The following is an 18,464-nucleotide window of genomic DNA, read 5'->3' as shown; positions in this document are numbered from 1 at the left end:
ATGGACGCTGCGACCATGACAACTCCTGCTGTTCTCATCCTTATCGGCCCTCCGGGCGCCGGGAAGGGCACTCAGGCGCGCGTGCTGGAAGACAAGTTCGGTCTAGTGCAACTCAGCACCGGTGACCTTCTGCGTGCGGCTGTTGCCGCAGGCACCGATGCCGGAAAGGCGGCCAAAGCCGTGATGGAGGCCGGTGAACTGGTCAGCGACCAGATCGTCATCGACATCCTGCGTGACCGTATGGCGGAACCCGACTGTGCCAAAGGGGTCATTCTGGATGGCTTCCCCCGCACCACCGTTCAGGCCGAGGCGCTGGATGGTCTTCTGGCGGAAAAAGACCAGAAGATCAGCGCCGCGATCAGCCTAGAGGTGGAGGATGCCGAAATGGTGATCCGGATCTCGGGCCGTTACACCTGCGCCGGTTGCGGTGAAGGCTACCACGACACGTTCAAGAAACCGTCGGTCGACGGCACTTGCGACAATTGCGGCGGGACCGAATTCAAGCGCCGGGCCGATGACAACGCGGAAACCGTTGCCTCACGCCTCAGCGCCTATCACGCACAGACAGCCCCACTGATCACCTACTACGACGGTCAGAGCGTTCTGAAGCGGACGAACGCCATGGGCAAGATTGAAGACATCGCGCGCGACCTGGAGGACATCGTCGCCAGCGCGGTGAACTAAGGGAGGGAGACAGGCCGTAAGGCCTTGATCCTTAAACAGAATACTTCGATGAACCGCCTTGGCGGAACAGAGGAGTTTTGTCAGATGCCACGGGGTATCTGTCACATTCGAGAAGCGGTCCGGCGCGCTGGAGGAACGAAGCAAAGGACCGCCCAACGAGGAAGCGAAGGAGGAACCCGCAATGGCGGATCAATCTACCAACTCCGCGCAGACTGCCGAAGCCGATAAGGGCTATTGGCAGGCCAACCTGCGCCTCATCTACATCAGCCTCGCGATCTGGGCGCTGGTGTCGTTTGGATTCGGCATCCTGCTGCGTCCGCTGCTGTCCGGCATTTCTGTTGGCGGTACCGATCTGGGCTTTTGGTTCGCTCAGCAGGGATCAATCTTGGTCTTTCTGGTGCTGATCTTCAACTACGCCTGGCGCATGAACAAGCTAGACGCCGAACACGGCGTAGACGAAGAGTAAGGGAGAGCGGGGACAATGGATCAGTTTACCATCAACCTGCTGTTTGTTGGCGCATCCTTCGCGCTATACATCGGCATCGCGATCTGGGCCCGTGCGGGTTCCACATCTGAATTCTACGCTGCTGGTCGCGGCGTTCACCCGGTCACCAACGGTATGGCGACAGCCGCGGACTGGATGTCTGCGGCCTCGTTCATCTCGATGGCGGGCCTCATCGCCTTTACCGGCTATGACAACTCGACCTTCCTGATGGGTTGGACCGGTGGCTACGTGCTACTGGCTCTGCTGCTTGCGCCTTACCTGCGTAAGTTCGGCAAATACACCGTCTCGGAATTCATCGGCGACCGTTTCTACAGCCAGACTGCACGCGTCGTTGCCGTGATCTGTCTGATCGTTGCGTCGGTGACCTACGTGATCGGTCAGATGACCGGCGTTGGCGTGGCCTTTGGCCGCTTCCTTGAGGTTTCGAACACATCCGGTCTGCTGATCGGTGCTTGTGTCGTGTTTGCATACGCGGTGTTTGGCGGGATGAAGGGTGTGACCTATACCCAGGTTGCTCAGTACTGCGTGCTGATCACAGCCTACACCATCCCGGCGATCTTCATCTCGCTGCAGCTGACCGGCACGCCGATCCCTGCACTGGGTCTGTTCGGTGACACCGCAAGCGGTGAGCCTCTGCTGACCAAACTGGACGCCATCGTGACCGAGCTGGGCTTCAACGAATACACGGCCCACCACTCGAACACGCTGAACATGGTTCTGTTCACGCTGTCGCTGATGATCGGTACTGCGGGTCTGCCGCACGTCATCATGCGCTTCTTCACCGTTCCCAAAGTGTCTGACGCACGTTGGTCGGCTGGTTGGACGCTGGTCTTCATCGCGCTGCTGTACCTGACCGCCCCCGCGGTTGGCGCAATGGCCCGTCTGAACATCACCGACATGATGTGGCCCAATGGTGGCATCGAAGGTGGCGCAGTTTCGGTCGAGGAAATTGACAACGATCCGCGCTATGACTGGATGCAGACGTGGCAGAAAACTGGTCTTCTGGATTGGGAAGACAAGAACGGCGACGGCAAGATCCAGTACTACAACGACAAGTCCGAAGCGATGACTGCAATCGCGGAAGAAAAAGGCTGGGTCGGAAACGAGCTGACCAAGTTCAACCGTGACATCCTGGTTCTGGCCAACCCCGAAATCGCCAACCTGCCGGGTTGGGTGATCGGTCTGGTCGCTGCCGGTGGTCTTGCGGCTGCTCTGTCGACCGCTGCGGGCCTGTTGCTGGCGATCTCGTCGGCGGTGTCCCACGACCTTGTCAAAGGTGCGATCAATCCGCAGATCTCGGAAAAAGGTGAACTGCTGGCTGCGCGTATCGCAATGGCCGTAGCCATCCTGGTTGCAACCTATCTGGGTCTGAACCCACCGGGCTTTGCGGCACAAACTGTGGCCTTGGCCTTCGGTCTGGCAGCTGCCTCGATCTTCCCGGCGCTGATGATGGGGATCTTCTCGACCCGCATCAACAACACCGGCGCGGTTGCTGGTATGCTGGCTGGTCTGGTTGTCACTCTGGTCTATATCTTCCTGCACAAGGGCTGGTTGTTCATTCCTGGCACCAACTCGTTCACCGATGCTGATCCGCTTCTGGGTCCGATCAAGTCGACCTCGTTCGGCGCCATCGGTGCAATGATCAACTTCGCAGTTGCGTATGTTGTTGCCGGCATGACCAAAGAGACTCCGCAGGAGATCAAAGATCTGGTCGAAAGCGTACGCATTCCCCGTGGTGCGGGTGCAGCTCAGAACAAATGAGCTTGATGCGGCCTGAGGTTCTTGCCATTGGCCGCGTCTTTCGATCCACTACTCCCGTCCGGCACACCACCGGGCGGGATTTTTGTTCCACGGAGTATTTAGATGCCCCTGTCCCATGACCAGATCACCCGGTTTCTGGAATCCGTACATCCTTATGACGCCCTGCCCGCCGACGTACTGGATGAAGTCGCCAAACAGATCGAGGTCTGGGAGGTTGATGAGGACTACCCTGTTTACGATCTGGGCCATAAACTGCCCGGCGTATTCGTGATCTATGAAGGACAGGTTGAAATCACGGATGAGAACGACGAGGTCGTTTCGCATCTGGGCTTGCGCAATTCCTTTGGTGAACGCGGGCTTCTGAAAGACGGCAAAGCCGCGACCAAAGCACGCGCCCATACCCCATCTGTGCTGATCGTACTGCCACCTGAACTGGTGCGAGAGTTGATCGACAACCATGATGTGGTCTCGAAGTTCTTCGATCGCTCTCGCGGGGGCCGCAGCGGTCCGCAGAGTTTGGCGACCAGTGCCATTGACGTTCTAATGGCGCACAATCCGGCCACCTGCCCGCCCGCGACGCCGGTTCGCGACGCCGCGCGCCTGATGCGCGACAAAGGGATTTCATCGCTATGCGTGACAGAGGCCAACGATCTGGTAGGCATCGCCACCTTGCGTGACATCTCAGGCAAGTTTGTTGCCGATGCGATGCCCACGGATACTCCAATCTCACGGATTATGACGCCGAACCCAACCACCCTATCGCCATCTGACATCGGGTCCGATGTGCTGCACGTCATGATGGAGCGCGGGATCGGCCACATCCCGATTTGCGAGAGCGGCCGTCTAGTCGGGGTCGTCACTCAGACAGACCTGACCCATTATCAGGCCGTGAACTCGGCCGAACTTGTTCGCCGAATTGCCCATGCCGACACTGCCGAGGAAATGGCCAAGGTCACGGCAGAAATCCCTCAGCTGCTGGTGCAGCTGGTCGCCGGCGGCAACCGGCATGAAATCGTAACACGGCTGATAACGGATATTGCAGACACGGCCACACGTCGGCTGCTGAGCCTCGCCGAAGCCAAACTGGGGCCGCCACCGGTGCCATACCTGTGGCTGGCGTGCGGCTCGCAAGGACGGCAGGAACAGACAGGTGTGTCCGATCAGGACAACTGCCTAATACTGGACGATGCGGCGACCGAAGACGACATGGCCTATTTCACGCAACTGGCCAAATATGTCTCGGACGGGCTGGATACCTGCGGCTATTTCTACTGCCCCGGTGACATGATGGCGACCAATCCGCGCTGGTGTCAGCCGCTGCATGTCTGGCGCGACTATTTCAACGGGTGGATCGCAAAACCGAACCCCGAAGCGCAGATGCTGGCCTCGGTCATGTTTGACCTACGCCCTATCGGCGGCGCGTTCGAGCTGTTCGCCGATCTTCAGGCCGACACCCTGAACGCCGCCAATGCGAATTCGATTTTTGTCGCGCACATGATTTCGAACTCGCTGAAACACACGCCGCCGTTGGGTCTGTTGCGGGGGTTTGCCACCATCCGCTCGGGCGAGCATCGCAATACGCTGGATCTGAAACACAACGGCGTAGTACCCGTGGTTGATCTGGCGCGAATTTACAGCCTGCAGGGCAAACTGCCCGAGGCCAATACCCGCGCCCGCCTGAAAGCCGCCGAGGCCGCAGGAGTCCTAAGCCCGTCAGGTGCGCGTGATTTGCTGGATGCCTATGATCTGATTGCGGAAACCCGGCTGGAACATCAGGTCGCACTGGTCAAATCCGGGGAAAAACCCGACAATTACCTGCCACCTACAAACCTGTCGGACTTTGAGCGCAGCCACCTGAGGGACGCGTTTGTGGTTGTGAAAACCATGCAATCCGCTGTTGGTCATGGCAAGGGAATGCTGGGTTAGAAACGAGAGAACAGGATCGCCCTCGGCGACCGTATTTGAATTGAAAAGACTGGGCAAGGAACGCCCGAAGGGTGGAGAAGACCAATGTTTCTGGAATTGATCGGTACGATATTTGCGGGCTTTGCCTTTGCCGGGATCGTGCTGGTGCTAAACAAGCTGACCGGCGGACGGTTGCCCCGGTGGGCCACGCCGGTTGCAGCAGGGCTGGGTATGATCGGGATGACGATCGCCAGCGAATACTCGTGGTACGACCGCACTCGTGAAACGCTGCCCGACACTGTCAGCATCATCCAAGAGGTCGAAAGCCGCGCGATTTACCGCCCTTGGACCTATGCCGTGCCTTTCGTGGACAGATTCGCGGCCATCGACACCGACTCGGTGCGCAAGAACGAACAAGTGCCGGATGAACGGCTGGTCGAGCTCTATTTCTTTGGCCGCTGGGCACCGGTCTCGAAGGTCCCTGTGGTCGTAAACTGCGCCGAAAACCTGCGGGCCAATCTGGCCGACGGGGCCGAGTTTGGCGACGATGGCCGCGTTCTGAATGCCGACTGGATCAAAGCCGGGACCGGCGATCCGATCATCGAGGCCACCTGCGGAGTCTGATCATGCTGACCAAGTTGAGTCTGCGTCTGAGAATCTTTCTGTTCTTCTGCCTGTTAGCGGCTGGTGGGCTGGCGGTCAGCGCTCTGGCGCTTTGGTTCAGCTATGCCCGCGAGGGCAACCCCGCCCTTTTCGACCCGTTCCTTTTTGCCGGGATCGCGATTGCCTTTGGGCTGTTGGCCCTGATCGCCGGGGTCTGGTTGCTGTTTGACGACAACGTGGCAAAACCGATTGAGCGTCTGTCAGCCGAATTGCGCGCGCGCGCGCATGCCGGGGTCAGCAGCAACATGGATGTCCAAACGGCGAAATACTTGGGCGACCTTGCCCCGGCCGCGGCTGGGCTGGCGGATCAGCTATCGCACAAGACGCTCAGCGTGGCCGAGGCTGTCGCATCCGAGACCGCCCAGCTAGCTGCCGAAAAGAACAGGCTCACTGCCCTGTTGACCGAAATCCCGGTTGCGATGCTGCTTGCCAGCCCGAACCACAAGATCGTCCTCTATGATGCGCAAGCGGCCGAGGTTCTGGCCCAGATCGCACATCCGCGCCTGAACGCCGCGCTTGAGGACTATCTACAACCAGACGCGCTGTATGCCGCCTATTCGAAACTGGTCAAAACCGGTCAGGACGTCACCTGCACGTTGACCAGCATCGACGGAGCGCAGACTTACGCCGCGCGCGTAAAACCACTGGGAGATGCGCCCGGATACATGCTGATCTTCGACGACAGCGCGGCGCAGATCGCCCCGGACGCGGCGCGCCCACTAGTCTATGATTTCGATCTGTTGAACATGTCGGCCTCGGGTAGCTTCGAGGACCAAACGATTGAAGATCTGTGCTTTGTGGTCTTCGACACCGAAACCACCGGCCTGTTGCCGCACAAGGATGAGATCGTCCAGATCGGCGCTGTCCGGGTCGTGAAAGGTCGCATCGTCGAGGGCGAGCGGATCGACATGTTGGTCAATCCCGGTATCCCAATCCCAGCGGCCACAACCAAGGTTCACAAGGTCAGCGACCAGATGGTACAAGGCGCGCCCGACATTGGCGAGGCTGGCCGCATCTTTCACCAATTCGCTCGGGACGCGGTGATTGTTGCCCACAATGCGCCATTCGACATGGCATTCCTGCGCCGTCACGCCAAACGGATGGGTGTTGAATGGGACCACCCAATTCTGGACACTGTGCTTCTGTCTGCTGTCCTGTTTGGCGCCAGCGAGACGCATACACTGGACGCGCTATGTGACCGTCTAGACGTAGAAATTCCCGAAGCGCTCCGTCACACGGCGCTAGGGGATGCGGTGGCCACGGCTGAGGCGCTTGTGCGGATGCTGCCCATGCTGAAAGCGCGGGAAATCACCACCTTCGGCGCAATCATCACCGAGACCCGCAAACATGGTCGCTTGTTGGAGGACCTGAACTGACCTAGTTTTTCAACGTGATGAACCAAAGTTACCATGGACAATACGGAACGGTCATGGCACCTGACGATCGGGCAGAGAACAGATGCGCAATGACCGAGAAGACTTTTATCCCGACCCCTGATCAAAGCACCGCGTTTCGTGAAGCGCTTGGGTGTTTCGGGACAGGTGTTACGGTCGTCACAACGCAGACGGCACTTGGGCCGCGCGCGATCACCGTGAACTCCTTCACCTCGGTTTCACTGGACCCACCGCTGGTTCTGTGGTGTTTGGCCAAGGATTCCAACCGGTTCGGCGCGTTTTCGGACTGCCAGCACTATTCCATCCATGTCATGGCACAAGAGCAGCAGGACCAAAGCCTGCGGTTCGCGCGCGACGGAGAAGACTTCTCTCATGCAGACTGGAGCGCAGATAATATGGGCCGGCCTCAACTCGCCGATTGCCTCGCACGGTTTGACTGCCATTTGCACGCCTGCCACGAAGCGGGCGATCACCTGATCATGGTTGGCCATGTGGATCAGGTCATGTACCGTACAGGCCAAGGCCTAATCTTCAAGCGCGGTCAGTTCGGCGGATTTGTCGACCTGATCTGACGGCCCTCAGTCGTCAAGCGAGCCGTGAACCGCTAGGGCGTCAAGCTGTGTTTCTTGCGGCGTGATCACGCGGAATGCTTCATGCACGCCGCTTTCGGTCAATTCACGCGCAACGGTTAGCAGAGTGTTGGCGGCGTGCTCGTCGCATAGCTCGGACATATGGTCTATCTCCGATTGCGCCACACCCTTCGCGGCTTCGACCGATGGTGCGCCGTAGAATTTCACGAAATGCTCGGCCAGATTTTCAACGATCTGGTCCTTCTCCGCCGGTTCGATCTGGGTGACGGCAACAAAGGTTACACGGCCAAAGGTCTCCAACCCTAGCCAGCCATTGGCGAAGGCCTGTCGGGCTTTCCCTTCCAGATCGCCCTGCCCCCAGTTCGAAAACTCAAACCCACCCGAGATGCACCATTCCCCCGTGCGCGCAGGCGAGTGGAACACGTTCATGTCGCTTTCGTCGAAGTGAATCGCGCGGGCCAGTTTCATCAGGTCGCCTCCAATAGGTCTGTGAGTGGGCGCAGGTGGGTCTCATCCTCGTCGCGGATCAACATGCCGAACCGCTCATCCGTGCCAAGGAACACGCCCTGCCCCTCGATCGGTTCTCCGACGCCGCGCAGAAGACCCAACCATTCGCCGTGTAGCGGCGCGTTGCCGTCCTCTGACCAGCGATTGAGCCAAGTCAGCATATGCCGTGACCAGCTTTCCACCAGTTGGGTTGTCGAAACGTCGGCGCAGCCCTCATCATAGAGCGCGGTGACATCCGGCGTTTGGCCGGGCGCGTCGCTGGTTTGCAGCAGTACCAATTCCCACCCGACGACCAGCCAGTCGGGTATCTGATCGGGATCGCTGGTCGACGCGGCAACATGGAAGTGCCCGCATTTTGCACCGTTCACGCAGATCAGGCCATCCCAGCCCAGATGCACCGCCACTTCTGGCGGTGCCAAGGCGCCCAGCGCGTTCTGAAACCCGACAGCGCAGAGCGGCAGCATCGCCATGGCGTCCTGCAAGGCGACCTCGGGCGCGAAAACAATGGCCGCGCGCAGGCGATCGGCCTGAATATTGTACACGACCGAGCCGGAATCGCAGCCCAGCGCCGCCATGGCTTGGGCCTTTTCGAACGGGTCTTCCCCACCCTTGGCGGGATGACCTGTCAACAGAGGGGGAAAGACCGGTTCGCTCATGCGTTGCCTTTGGCGATCAGGTCGCGCGCGATCTTGCGGAACGCGTCGGCCTGTGGGCTGTCGGGCTTGCTGACCACGATGGGCGCACCCCCGTCCGCGGCCAACCGGATATCCAGATGCAGCGGGATTTCACCCAAGAGCGGCACATCTAGAGCCTCGGCCTCGGAGGCGACACCGCCATGACCAAAGATATGCTCCTCATGCCCGCAGTTGGAACAGATATGGGTCGACATGTTTTCGATCATACCGAAGATCGGCGTCTTGAGCTGGTTGAACATGTCGATCCCCTTGCGGGCATCGATCAGCGCCACGTCCTGCGGGGTTGAGACAACGATAGCCCCATCCACCTGGAACTTCTGGCTGAGCGTCAGTTGCACGTCACCAGTGCCAGGCGGCAGGTCAACGATAAGCACATCCAACGCGCCCCATTGGACCTGGTTCATCATCTGCTGCAACGCACCCATCAGCATCGGGCCACGCCAAACGACGGCCTGACCTTCATTGGTCATTAGACCCATCGACATCATGGTCACGCCGTGATTGCGCAATGGCAGGATCGTCTTGCCGTCCGGGCTCGCCGGACGCCCCGAGACACCGAGCATCCGAGGCTGTGACGGCCCGTAGACATCCGCGTCCAACAGCCCGACACGCCGCCCCTCCGCCGCCAAGGCACAGGCGAGGTTTGCGGATACGGTGGACTTGCCGACCCCACCCTTGCCCGAGGCAACGGCGATAATACGATCCACACCAGGCAAAGCCTGCGGACCAGTCTGAGAGGGCTTTGGTTTTGGCTTCAGATCCGGTGGAGCCTTGTCGGAATGCGCGGTCATCATCGCCGACACTTTCGAAACACCCTCGACCGTCTGCGCGGCCTGCTCAGCGGCGGCGCGAACCGGCTCCATCCGCTCGGCCTGTTTGGGGTCGATCTCAAGTACGAAGCGCACGGTATCGCCTTCGACATTCAGGGCGCGCACAACGCCCGCGCTGACGATATCCTGACCGGAAACCGGGTCAGTGATCTTTTTCAAGTTTGCAAGAACCGCGTCACGGACACTCATGCCATCATCCCCATAACCTGCCCCATCGCATGGTTGCTTTTCATTGCATGTGTCTCCGTCTCTTTTCGTTCATTTGACGCATTTGCCTTTTGGCGATTAGGCTTGGGCATGCGCTTTTTCCTTTTGTGCCTCAGCCTGACGCTCTCCGCCACCCCTTCCAGGGCGCAAGACGCGATTGGCCTGGCCAGCCCGACCGAAGTTTCGAACTCGGGCCTTTTGCAACATATTCTTCCGCGCTTTTCACTCAAGACCGGGATACGGGTAATCAGCGATGCTGAGGGCGCTATGTCGTTGAATACCGGTGCCGAGGGCGATCCGGTCTTTGCGCGTGGCGACATCGTCTATCACCTGCGCATTCAGGGCGACCCGAAACAGGAGCGCTTTCGTGACTGGCTCCTGTCGGATATCGGCAAGCGCACGATCGAAAGCTATGCCCCGGATCAAGGCCCGCCCTTTAGTACCAGTTTCGAAGTTGCCAGCGCCGAGGCCTCCGAAGTCATCGACGGCAACACCGCATTGGGTGAGGAGCTTTCGATGACCCATTGCGGTCGCTGCCATGTGATCGGCCCGCAGAACCGCATGAATGGGCTTGGTTCTACCCCCTCTTTCGCCGTGTTGCGCACATTGCCCGATTGGGACGAGAGGTTTCAGGCCTTCTTCGCGCTGAACCCCCACCCGGCCTTCACGCAGATCGAAGGTCTGACGCCCCCTTTCGATCCCTCGCGTCCGTCGCCTATACACCCCGTTGAGATGACGCTGGACGATCTGGACGCCATCCTGGCCTTTGTCTCGGTCATCAGCGCAGCGGATCTCGGCGCGCCGCTGCAGCATCAATGATCCTTCCGTTTTGAGAAATAGTCATCCGTCGTCACAACCTTGGGCCGCGGCTTGGACTGGAACGGGTTGTCCTGCATGTTGAACTGCGCGCCCACCCGGCAATTGTCGCACATCTGGATCATCCGCGCCTGCTCGGACGAGGCAAACATAGGGTGTATCCCCGACAGCTTCTCCATGACCCGCTCCACCGTTGATTTCACACCGAACGGGGCACCGCATTCGACACATTCAAAGGGCTCTTCCTCGTTCAACACCTGCTGAGACAACGCGGCATCGCTCAGGTCCAGTTGGGGAACCAGCGCAATGGCATCCTCGGGGCAGATGTTGCGGCACAGACCGCATTGCAAACAGGCGTCCTGCTGGAAGTTAAGCTGAGGTTTATCCGGGTTGTCGATCAGGGCCCCCGATGGGCAGAGCGACACACAGCTGAGGCAAAGCGTACACGCATCCGTATCCACCGCGACGGCCCCATAGGGTGCGCCTTGGGGCAAAGCTAGAGGCTCCTCGGCCTTAGGGTTCAGAGCCTGCGCTGCCAACCGGGCGACTTGTCGACGGTTCCCCAACGGCAGAACCGGATCGGTCAGTGCCGCCGGTACCTCTTGCGCATAAAGCAGATCGCTCATCGCATCCGGGTCGGCCTCATCAATCAAACCAAGACCCGCGTCCGGCGCGATCGCCTGTGCAAGCTCCAGCTCGCGGTCCAGCGCGTCCCGCTCGGTCGTGGGGGCCAGCAGGATGTCGACCCTCGCAAAGCCGTGGGCCAAAGCGGCCAGCATCTCGGCGTGGCCGAAACCGGAAATCACACTCAACTCCATCGGAATGACATCGGCGGGAAGTCCACGTCCGAACCGCGCGGCAAGTCGGACCATCTCGGCCCCATGGGCGTCATGCACCAGCAGACGCGGCGCGGAGCCTCCAGCCCGGCGATAGGTCCGGGCCAGGACATGCATGCGCGACAGCACCGCCGACACAGGCGGGTCTTCATAGGTGATCGCGGTCGAGGGGCACAGCGCCGCGCAAGCCCCACAGCCAGCACAGATCATGGGATCTATGGCAACATGCTCTCCGGCGGGCGTGATGGCCCCGGTCGGGCAGATATCGAGGCAATTGGTACAGGCCACCTGCTCGGCCCGCGAATGGGCACACAGAGTTTCCTCAAGACGCACATAGAGAGGTTTTTCGAACGTCCCAAACAGCTGCGCTGCATCAAACGCCAGCTTGGAGACAGCCAGTGGGTCGCGCGGGTCCGCCCGCAGATAACCCTCTCGCTTGGCCGGAGCTTGAACCAGTGGCGTGTCTCCGGTCGCATCAATCAGGATGTCACAGGCCGACTGCGCCCCGTCGCGCGGATCGGTCCAGCCAAACGCCCCACGACCACCCGGGGCAATTTGCTGCAACCCGTCGATCCGCAGGACAAACCCACCCAAAGCGCCCGAAACCGAACGCACCTGCCCCCGTACCACGTCAAAGCTGCGGCTGATGGGCGAGGTCTCATCTCCCGTCACAACAGTCACCGCCAGCGTAGTCGACAAACGCTCCGCCAGATCGAAGGCGACCTCGGCCGGGCCAACGATGCAACAGGTCCCCTCGCTGACTACATCAACACTGGGCGAGATGGGCATGGGCACCAACGCTTCAGCCGCCAGGGCTGCCATCTTCGGGGCCGCGTCACCGGATTGGTCAGACCAGCCTGCGCGGTCCCTCAGATCGACAAAGGCAGGTGATTCAACCTCAAGATCTTCGGCCAGATCGCGGAACACCTCCTGCTCTTGCCCGCAGGCAATCAGTAGTTGGTCTTCCCCCTTCATAAAGTCAGCAACAACACCCAGCTCTCGCGTGCAAAGGGCGGTGTGCGTTTTGCTGCACTCCAGCTCGGTGGCCGTGCCGATACGGTCGGCATCCACCCGTTGCGAGCCTTCGCAGTTACATAGAATAAGTTTGGTGGCCATGTCCCTCCCCCGGACAGCTTTCTGACTTGTTACCTTAGATGGTATCGCTCGGCTGGCAATCCAGTCTTTATCAAACACCAAGGATCGCACATTAAATTCTTTGGGAGCGCCTGTTTTTCCTGACACAAACGCTCGGAATTTCACTTGTTAAACTTTAGTCGTACAAGAGGTTTTTCACGCGATTGAGACTTGGCAGAGCCGCCCTATGTGTACCATAGTAGACTTAGGGTAAGGCAGGGGAGAGCCTTACGGGGAGGAGCCAGTGGCCAAGGCCGCAAGCCGTATTGAAATGCCTGTTGGCGTCATCGTGCGCAAGACACCCGGGGTAACTCGCTGGGCGAAGTGGAACTGGCGCGCGGTTGCCTTGCTGCCCGGTGCAGGCCCTGCTGATTGGGTCGAGCTTCGGCGCGAAGGTGATGCGGTGGAATACCACGCCGCCACCCTGCCCCTGACCCTCTGGGCCGATGAGACCGAAGCTTACATGGTCAATCTCTCCGATGGGCAGCCTTCCGTCTATCTGGTTCTTCGCAATGATCTGGACGGCAACCGCCCGATGGATGCGGCGTTGATCACCGCCTCTCCGTTCGAGGGGCAGGATTATGCAGATACCGGCGAAGAGATCGTTGAGAAAATCCCCATGACCGAAGGCCTGATCGCTTGGGTTCGGGATTTCACCTTCGAACACCACCGGGATGAGGTTTTCATCAAACGCCGTCGTGACAAGAAACGCACGGACCTTGTGGAGGACGGCAAGGGGGATGCGCGTATTCGGCAGACCTCGGACGTGTACCGCGCACCGAGGAAGGTGTTGCAATGACCCAACCCCGCGATTTCTGGTCCCGCCGCAAGGCAGCAGTTCAGGCCGAAACCGAGGCCGAAGCAATCGCGGCGGAACAACAAACCATTGCGGCGCAACAGGCCGAGTTGGAAGAAAAGAGCGACGCCGAAATTCTGGCCGAGTTCAACTTGCCCGACCCCGATCAGTTGCAAGTTGGCGATGATGTGTCGGGCTTCATGGCCAAGGCAGTCCCCGACCGCTTGCGCCGCCGCGCCCTGCGTCGGTTGTGGCGGCTGAACCCGGTGCTGGCCAACGTGGATGGGCTGGTTGACTATGGCGAGGACTATACCGATGCCGCCTGTGTAATCGAAAACCTCCAAACCGCCTATCAGGTCGGCAAAGGGATGTTGGCGCATATTGAGGCTTTGGCAGCCGAAGAGGATGAGCCTGAAATCGACACCCCCGAGCCTGTCGAGGAAGAAGAACCTGTCACCCTCGCCGAACCTGAACCAGCGCCGGAACCGATGGCTCTAGCTGATGCGGAAGAGCCCGAGGACGAACCATATACCCCGGCCCCGCGCCGCATGAGATTTGAATTCGAAGGATAACGGATGACCGCAAGCAACGCGCAACACATGGATATCTCAGCCGAGGATCGGCTGCGCGCGGATTTCTACAACTTTCTGGGCCTGCTGCTGGCTGGCCCGCCGGATCAATTGCTGTTGGATCAGATGGCGGGGCTAAGCGGCGATGACACTGATCTGGGCCAGGCCATTCAAGCCATGGCACGGGTGGCCAAGGTGACCAAACCCGCCGCCGCGGAACGCGAGTTCAACGCATTGTTCATCGGGTTGGGCCGTGGTGAGCTGCTGCCCTATGCCAGCTTTTACCTAACCGGGTTCCTGAACGAAAAACCTCTGGCTCAGTTGCGCAATGATATGGCCGTGCGCGGCATTACCCGTGCCAAGAATGTGTTCGAGCCCGAAGATAACATCGCTTCGCTGATGGAGATTATGGCGGGCATGATCGTGGGCCGGTTCGGAACCGCTGCGTCGCTCGACGATCAAAAAGCGTTCTGGAACAAACATATCGGCCCTTGGGCCGCACATTTCTATTCGGATTTGGAAGCTGCCGAAGCTTCGGTTCTCTATGCCTCGGTCGGGACGGCCGGTCGGGTGTTCATGGAGATCGAGCGTGAGGCATTCCGAATGACGGCGGCATAACCCGCCACTCACCAGCGCCAAGAAGGCGCTAGATCGCAAATGGGAGAGGAGACACCCATGAGCAAGACCAAGGAAGAAGGCGCAACCCGCCGCGACTTCCTCAAACTGGCCGGAACCGCAGCGCCCGCTGCTGTCGCCGCCGCCAGCCTGAGCGGTCAAGCCGAAGCAGCCGAGCTGCCGACGGACGAGACCCGCATGCAGGACACCGCGCATACCCGCGCGTATCTGGAAAGCGCGCGCTTCTAAGCCGCCTCGACTGCGCCCGGCCTAGCCGCCGGACGATGTCATCTACCCGACGGACGGTTGCGATTGGCCCTGATGTCGGTTCGCGAAGTACCAAGCCAGCCGTGGCTGACACGGCGCGCAAGGGAGGAAAACAATGCTTAGGAAAAAGACCAACGGGGTTGCGAGACGCCCCCAGCGGACAAGTATCCTGTCCCAGGTCGGCGAGAAAACCGTCGATCGCCGCGCATTCCTGCGTGGCTCGGGCCTGACGATCGGCGGCCTTGCCGCGATCAGCGCCACGGGTGGAACCGTGACGCAAGCCAGCGCCCAGACAGCGGCAAACCAAGCCGTTGAGAATATCAAATCCGTCTGCACTCACTGCTCGGTCGGCTGTACAGTTGTTGCCGAAGTGCAAAATGGTGTCTGGGTCGGTCAGGAACCCGGTTGGGACAGCCCGTTCAACCTGGGTGCACACTGCGCCAAGGGGGCCGCGGTCCGCGAACACGCCCATGGCGAACGCCGCCTGAAATATCCGATGAAAAAAGAGGGCGGAGAGTGGAAGCGCATCAGCTGGGACGAGGCGATCAACGAGATCGGTGACGGCATGATGAACATCCGTCAGGAATCCGGGCCGGACAGCGTGTACTGGTTGGGTTCTGCGAAGCACAACAACGAACAGGCCTATCTGTTCCGCAAGTTCGCCGCGTACTGGGGCACGAACAACGTGGACCATCAGGCCCGTATCTGTCACTCGACCACTGTTGCGGGCGTTGCGAACACATGGGGCTACGGCGCCATGACAAACTCTTATAACGACATGCACAACAGCCGGGCCATCTTTATCATTGGTGGCAACCCGGCCGAGGCGCACCCCGTCTCGCTGCTGCATATCCTGCGTGCGAAAGAGCAGAATAACGCGCCTCTGATCGTCTGCGACCCGCGCTTTACGCGCACCGCGGCCCATGCGGATGAATATGTCCGTTTCCGCCCTGGCACAGACGTCGCATTGGTCTGGGGTATTCTGTGGCACATCTTTGACAACGGCTGGGAAGACAAAGAGTTCATCCGCACCCGTGTCTGGGGGATGGACCAGATCAAGGAAGAGGTTGCCAAGTGGACCCCGGATGAGGTCGAGCGCGTCACCGGCACACCCGGCTCGCAGCTGCGCCGCGTCGCCCGGACCATGGTGAACAACCGCCCCGGCACCGTTGTGTGGTGCATGGGTGGCACTCAGCACACCAACGGCAACAACAACACCCGCGCCTACTGTGTGCTTCAGCTTGCGCTTGGCAACATGGGCACCACGGGTGGTGGCACCAACATCTTCCGCGGCCATGACAACGTGCAGGGCGCGACAGACCTTGGTGTTCTGTCCCACACCCTGCCCGGCTACTATGGCCTGTCGAAAGGGGCATGGGGTCACTGGGCCCGTGTCTGGGGTGAAGATCCCGAATGGCTGGCCGGTCAGTTCGCCACGATCAAGGACAAGGAAGGCAAGGATAAACCGCTCCAGAACGAGCGCGGCATTCCGGTCTCCCGCTGGATCGACGGTGTTCTGGAAGACCCTGCCAATATGGATCAGGACAACAACGTCCGCGCCATGGTTCTGTGGGGCCACGCGCCCAACTCTCAGACCCGTATGACGGAAATGAAGACGGCGATGGAGAAGCTGGACATGCTGGTCGTGATCGACCCGTATCCCACCGTCTCGGCCGTTCTGCAAGACCGCACTGATGGCGTTTACCTGTTGCCAGCCTGTACCCAGTTCGAGACCCGTGGCTCGGTCACGGCATCGAACCGCTCGCTGCAATGGCGCGACAAGGTGGTTGATCCTCTTTTCGAAAGCTTGCCGGACGAGGTCATCATGGCCAAGTTCGCCAACAAGTTCGGCTGGGCGGATCGTCTGTTCCGCAACATCGAGATGGACGACCCGGAAACCCCGAATGTTGAAAGCATCACGCGTGAGTTCAACTCGGGCCTCTGGACCATCGGCTATACCGGTCAGTCGCCAGAACGTCTGAAAAGCCATATGGCCAACCAGCACACGTTCGACAGAACCACGCTGCAAGCCATTGGTGGACCCAACGACGGCGAGTATTACGGTCTGCCATGGCCGTGCTGGGGAACGGCCGAGATGGGTCATACGGGGACACCGAACCTCTATGACATGTCCAAACCGGTGGCCGAAGGCGGCCTGACCTTCCGCGCCCGTTTCGGGGTGGAACGCGATGGTGACAACCTGCTGGCCGAAGGGGTCTATAGCGTCGGATCGGAAATTCAGGATGGTTATCCCGAATTCACGATGCAGATGCTGATGGACCTTGGTTGGGATGGTGACCTGACGGCGGAGGAACGCGCGGCAATCGACGCCGTTGCGGGACCAGAGACCAACTGGAAAACCGACCTCAGCGGCGGTATCCAGCGGGTCGCGATCGCTCATGGCTGTGCGCCCTTCGGGAACGCTAAGGCCCGCGCGGTTGTCTGGACCTTCCCGGATCCGATCCCGCTGCACCGCGAGCCGCTCTACACGAACCGGCGCGATCTGGTGGAGGACTATCCAACCTACGAGGACCGTCAGGCCTATCGCCTACCGACCCTTTATGCTTCGATCCAAAAGAACGACTTTTCAAAGGATTACCCGATAATCCTCACGTCAGGTCGTCTGGTCGAATATGAAGGCGGCGGCGATGAGACACGGTCCAACCCGTGGCTGGCGGAGCTTCAGCAGGACATGTTCGTCGAGATCAATCCGCGCGATGCCAACAACCTTGGTATTAGGGACGGATCACAGGTCTGGGTCGAAGGTCCTGAGGGCGGCAAGGTCAAGGTGATGGCGATGCTGACCAACAGGGTCGGTGCCGGCGTAGCCTTCATGCCATTCCACTTTGGCGGCCATTTCCAGGGCGAGGACCTTAGGGAGAAATATCCCAAAGGTGCCGATCCCTATGTGCTGGGTGAAAGTACCAACACTGCCCAGACCTATGGCTATGATTCAGTGACCCAGATGCAGGAGACCAAAGCGACTCTCTGCAAGATCTGGTCAGCGTAAGGAGGAGAAGAGAAAAATGGCAGCAAGAGCAAAATTTCTCTGCGACGCTGAACGCTGTATCGAGTGCAACGCCTGTGTCACCGCGTGTAAGAACGAACACGAGGTGCCATGGGGCATCAACCGCCGCAGGGTGGTAACGATCAATGACGGCAACCCGGGCGAACGCTCGATCTCGGTGGCCTGTATGCATTGTTCTGATGCGCCTTGCATGGCGGTGTGCCCGGTCGACTGCTTCTATCAGAACGAAGAAGGCGTCGTCCTGCACTCCAAGGACCTGTGCATTGGCTGCGGCTATTGCTTCTACGCGTGCCCCTTCGGCGCGCCGCAATATCCGCAGGCGGGCAACTTCGGATCGCGCGGCAAGATGGACAAATGTACCTTCTGCGCCGGCGGCCCCGAAGAAACGCACTCGACCGCAGAGTTCGCCAAATATGGTCGCAACCGGATCGCCGAGGGCAAACTGCCCATCTGCGCCGAGATGTGCTCCACCAAGGCCCTGCTCGCCGGTGACGGCGACGTCGTCTCGGCCATCTACCGCGAGCGTGTCGTCGCGCGCGGGTTTGGCTCGGGCGCGTGGGGTTGGGGCACCGCCTACGATCAGAAAGACGGCTAATTCGTCTGCGCAAAGAACAGGTGACCCGCCAAGGTGGGTCACCTGCATTGGAATTTTGACCGAGGTC

Annotated in this window: 18 protein-coding genes; 14 read left to right on the top strand and 4 right to left on the bottom strand. The window is 59.9% G+C overall.

Annotated elements, in window-relative coordinates; genetic code table 11:
* The 7 genes from ACR0KL_RS05255 to ACR0KL_RS05225 all read left to right on the top strand — a co-directional run bounded on the left by ACR0KL_RS05255 (position 1) and on the right by ACR0KL_RS05225 (position 7,484).
* Positions 1-684: an adenylate kinase gene (locus ACR0KL_RS05255; protein ID WP_480776699.1), complete on the top strand. Its 684-nt coding sequence runs from the start codon at positions 1-3 to the stop codon at positions 682-684.
* A 181-nt stretch (positions 685-865) separates the two neighbouring features.
* Positions 866-1,150, top strand: a complete 285-nt coding sequence (locus ACR0KL_RS05250; protein ID WP_170376639.1) for a DUF4212 domain-containing protein — start codon at positions 866-868, stop codon at positions 1,148-1,150.
* 15 nt (positions 1,151-1,165) lie between these two features.
* The gene (locus tag ACR0KL_RS05245; RefSeq protein ID WP_170551306.1) at positions 1,166-2,950 is read left to right on the top strand and encodes a sodium:solute symporter family protein; all 1,785 of its coding nucleotides are present in this window, start codon (positions 1,166-1,168) and stop codon (positions 2,948-2,950) included.
* Between the two features lie 102 nt (positions 2,951-3,052).
* Entirely contained in the window at positions 3,053-4,876 is a 1,824-nt protein-coding gene (locus ACR0KL_RS05240) for a DUF294 nucleotidyltransferase-like domain-containing protein (protein WP_170677715.1), read from the top strand.
* A gap of 84 nt (positions 4,877-4,960) precedes the next feature.
* Entirely contained in the window at positions 4,961-5,479 is a 519-nt protein-coding gene (locus ACR0KL_RS05235) for a hypothetical protein (RefSeq protein ID WP_170677713.1), read from the top strand.
* Positions 5,480-5,481: 2 nt separating this feature from the next.
* The gene (locus ACR0KL_RS05230; protein ID WP_170677711.1) at positions 5,482-6,894 is read left to right on the top strand and encodes an exonuclease domain-containing protein; all 1,413 of its coding nucleotides are present in this window, start codon (positions 5,482-5,484) and stop codon (positions 6,892-6,894) included.
* Between the two features lie 89 nt (positions 6,895-6,983).
* Entirely contained in the window at positions 6,984-7,484 is a 501-nt protein-coding gene (locus tag ACR0KL_RS05225; RefSeq protein ID WP_170677709.1) for a flavin reductase family protein, read from the top strand.
* A 6-nt stretch (positions 7,485-7,490) separates the two neighbouring features.
* Here ACR0KL_RS05225 and ACR0KL_RS05220 read toward each other — a convergent pair whose 3' ends face one another.
* The 3 genes from ACR0KL_RS05220 to ACR0KL_RS05210 are packed head-to-tail and all read right to left on the bottom strand — an operon-like array spanning position 7,491 to position 9,723.
* Entirely contained in the window at positions 7,491-7,970 is a 480-nt protein-coding gene (locus ACR0KL_RS05220) for a DUF6505 family protein (RefSeq protein WP_480776698.1), read from the bottom strand.
* Positions 7,970-8,665, bottom strand: a complete 696-nt coding sequence (locus ACR0KL_RS05215) for a biotin/lipoate--protein ligase family protein (protein ID WP_170677705.1) — start codon at positions 8,663-8,665, stop codon at positions 7,970-7,972. The genes ACR0KL_RS05220 and ACR0KL_RS05215 overlap by 1 nt, the downstream gene beginning before the upstream one ends.
* Entirely contained in the window at positions 8,662-9,723 is a 1,062-nt protein-coding gene (locus ACR0KL_RS05210; RefSeq protein WP_170677704.1) for an Mrp/NBP35 family ATP-binding protein, read from the bottom strand. The genes ACR0KL_RS05215 and ACR0KL_RS05210 overlap by 4 nt, the downstream gene beginning before the upstream one ends.
* Positions 9,724-9,831: 108 nt before the next feature.
* Between ACR0KL_RS05210 and ACR0KL_RS05205 the strand changes: the two genes are divergently transcribed.
* Complete coding sequence (locus tag ACR0KL_RS05205) at positions 9,832-10,560, top strand: c-type cytochrome (protein WP_480776697.1); 729 nt, start codon at positions 9,832-9,834, stop codon at positions 10,558-10,560.
* On the opposite strand, the gene ACR0KL_RS05200 is transcribed toward ACR0KL_RS05205, so the two are convergent.
* The gene (locus ACR0KL_RS05200; RefSeq protein WP_480776696.1) at positions 10,554-12,509 is read right to left on the bottom strand and encodes a 4Fe-4S binding protein; all 1,956 of its coding nucleotides are present in this window, start codon (positions 12,507-12,509) and stop codon (positions 10,554-10,556) included. The genes ACR0KL_RS05205 and ACR0KL_RS05200 overlap by 7 nt on opposite strands.
* A gap of 262 nt (positions 12,510-12,771) precedes the next feature.
* Here ACR0KL_RS05200 and ACR0KL_RS05195 point away from each other — a divergent pair, with 262 nt between their 5' ends.
* The 6 genes from ACR0KL_RS05195 to fdh3B all read left to right on the top strand — a co-directional run bounded on the left by ACR0KL_RS05195 (position 12,772) and on the right by fdh3B (position 18,397).
* Positions 12,772-13,326 (top strand): DUF3305 domain-containing protein, encoded by a 555-nt coding sequence (locus ACR0KL_RS05195; protein WP_480776695.1) that lies wholly within the window; start codon positions 12,772-12,774, stop codon positions 13,324-13,326.
* Positions 13,323-13,895 carry a DUF3306 domain-containing protein gene (locus tag ACR0KL_RS05190; RefSeq protein WP_170677695.1) on the top strand — a complete coding sequence of 191 codons (573 nt, stop codon included), beginning with the start codon at positions 13,323-13,325 and terminating at the stop codon, positions 13,893-13,895. The genes ACR0KL_RS05195 and ACR0KL_RS05190 overlap by 4 nt, the downstream gene beginning before the upstream one ends.
* Positions 13,896-13,898: 3 nt before the next feature.
* On the top strand, positions 13,899-14,510 hold the full coding sequence (locus tag ACR0KL_RS05185) for a molecular chaperone TorD family protein (RefSeq protein WP_170376589.1): 612 nt from the start codon (positions 13,899-13,901) through the stop codon (positions 14,508-14,510).
* A 57-nt stretch (positions 14,511-14,567) separates the two neighbouring features.
* Positions 14,568-14,756: a ubiquinol-cytochrome c reductase iron-sulfur subunit N-terminal domain-containing protein gene (locus tag ACR0KL_RS05180; RefSeq protein ID WP_170376587.1), complete on the top strand. Its 189-nt coding sequence runs from the start codon at positions 14,568-14,570 to the stop codon at positions 14,754-14,756.
* A gap of 133 nt (positions 14,757-14,889) precedes the next feature.
* Positions 14,890-17,784 (top strand): formate dehydrogenase subunit alpha, encoded by a 2,895-nt coding sequence (locus ACR0KL_RS05175; RefSeq protein WP_170677693.1) that lies wholly within the window; start codon positions 14,890-14,892, stop codon positions 17,782-17,784.
* 16 nt (positions 17,785-17,800) lie between these two features.
* A complete protein-coding gene (fdh3B, locus tag ACR0KL_RS05170) occupies positions 17,801-18,397 on the top strand; it encodes a formate dehydrogenase FDH3 subunit beta (protein WP_170376582.1) in 597 nt (198 codons plus the stop codon).
* Positions 18,398-18,464: the final 67 nt, after the last annotated feature.

This window comes from Ruegeria sp. C8 (assembly GCF_056537565.1).
The sequence above is the reverse complement of the archived record's forward strand: the minus strand, read 5'-3'. Positions and strand labels throughout refer to the sequence as shown.

Bases quoted from the DNA above. Each gene is read 5' to 3' on its own strand.
- ACR0KL_RS05255 (WP_480776699.1), top strand. From the start codon at position 1: ATGGACGCTGCGACCATGACAACTCCTGCTGTTCTCATCCTTATCGGC.
- ACR0KL_RS05250 (WP_170376639.1), top strand. From the start codon at position 866: ATGGCGGATCAATCTACCAACTCCGCGCAGACTGCCGAAGCCGATAAG.
- ACR0KL_RS05245 (WP_170551306.1), top strand. From the start codon at position 1,166: ATGGATCAGTTTACCATCAACCTGCTGTTTGTTGGCGCATCCTTCGCG.
- ACR0KL_RS05240 (WP_170677715.1), top strand. From the start codon at position 3,053: ATGCCCCTGTCCCATGACCAGATCACCCGGTTTCTGGAATCCGTACAT.
- ACR0KL_RS05235 (WP_170677713.1), top strand. From the start codon at position 4,961: ATGTTTCTGGAATTGATCGGTACGATATTTGCGGGCTTTGCCTTTGCC.
- ACR0KL_RS05230 (WP_170677711.1), top strand. From the start codon at position 5,482: ATGCTGACCAAGTTGAGTCTGCGTCTGAGAATCTTTCTGTTCTTCTGC.
- ACR0KL_RS05225 (WP_170677709.1), top strand. From the start codon at position 6,984: ATGACCGAGAAGACTTTTATCCCGACCCCTGATCAAAGCACCGCGTTT.
- ACR0KL_RS05220 (WP_480776698.1), bottom strand. From the start codon at position 7,970: ATGAAACTGGCCCGCGCGATTCACTTCGACGAAAGCGACATGAACGTG.
- ACR0KL_RS05215 (WP_170677705.1), bottom strand. From the start codon at position 8,665: ATGAGCGAACCGGTCTTTCCCCCTCTGTTGACAGGTCATCCCGCCAAG.
- ACR0KL_RS05210 (WP_170677704.1), bottom strand. From the start codon at position 9,723: ATGAGTGTCCGTGACGCGGTTCTTGCAAACTTGAAAAAGATCACTGAC.
- ACR0KL_RS05205 (WP_480776697.1), top strand. From the start codon at position 9,832: ATGCGCTTTTTCCTTTTGTGCCTCAGCCTGACGCTCTCCGCCACCCCT.
- ACR0KL_RS05200 (WP_480776696.1), bottom strand. From the start codon at position 12,509: ATGGCCACCAAACTTATTCTATGTAACTGCGAAGGCTCGCAACGGGTG.
- ACR0KL_RS05190 (WP_170677695.1), top strand. From the start codon at position 13,323: ATGACCCAACCCCGCGATTTCTGGTCCCGCCGCAAGGCAGCAGTTCAG.
- ACR0KL_RS05185 (WP_170376589.1), top strand. From the start codon at position 13,899: ATGACCGCAAGCAACGCGCAACACATGGATATCTCAGCCGAGGATCGG.
- ACR0KL_RS05180 (WP_170376587.1), top strand. From the start codon at position 14,568: ATGAGCAAGACCAAGGAAGAAGGCGCAACCCGCCGCGACTTCCTCAAA.
- ACR0KL_RS05175 (WP_170677693.1), top strand. From the start codon at position 14,890: ATGCTTAGGAAAAAGACCAACGGGGTTGCGAGACGCCCCCAGCGGACA.
- fdh3B (WP_170376582.1), top strand. From the start codon at position 17,801: ATGGCAGCAAGAGCAAAATTTCTCTGCGACGCTGAACGCTGTATCGAG.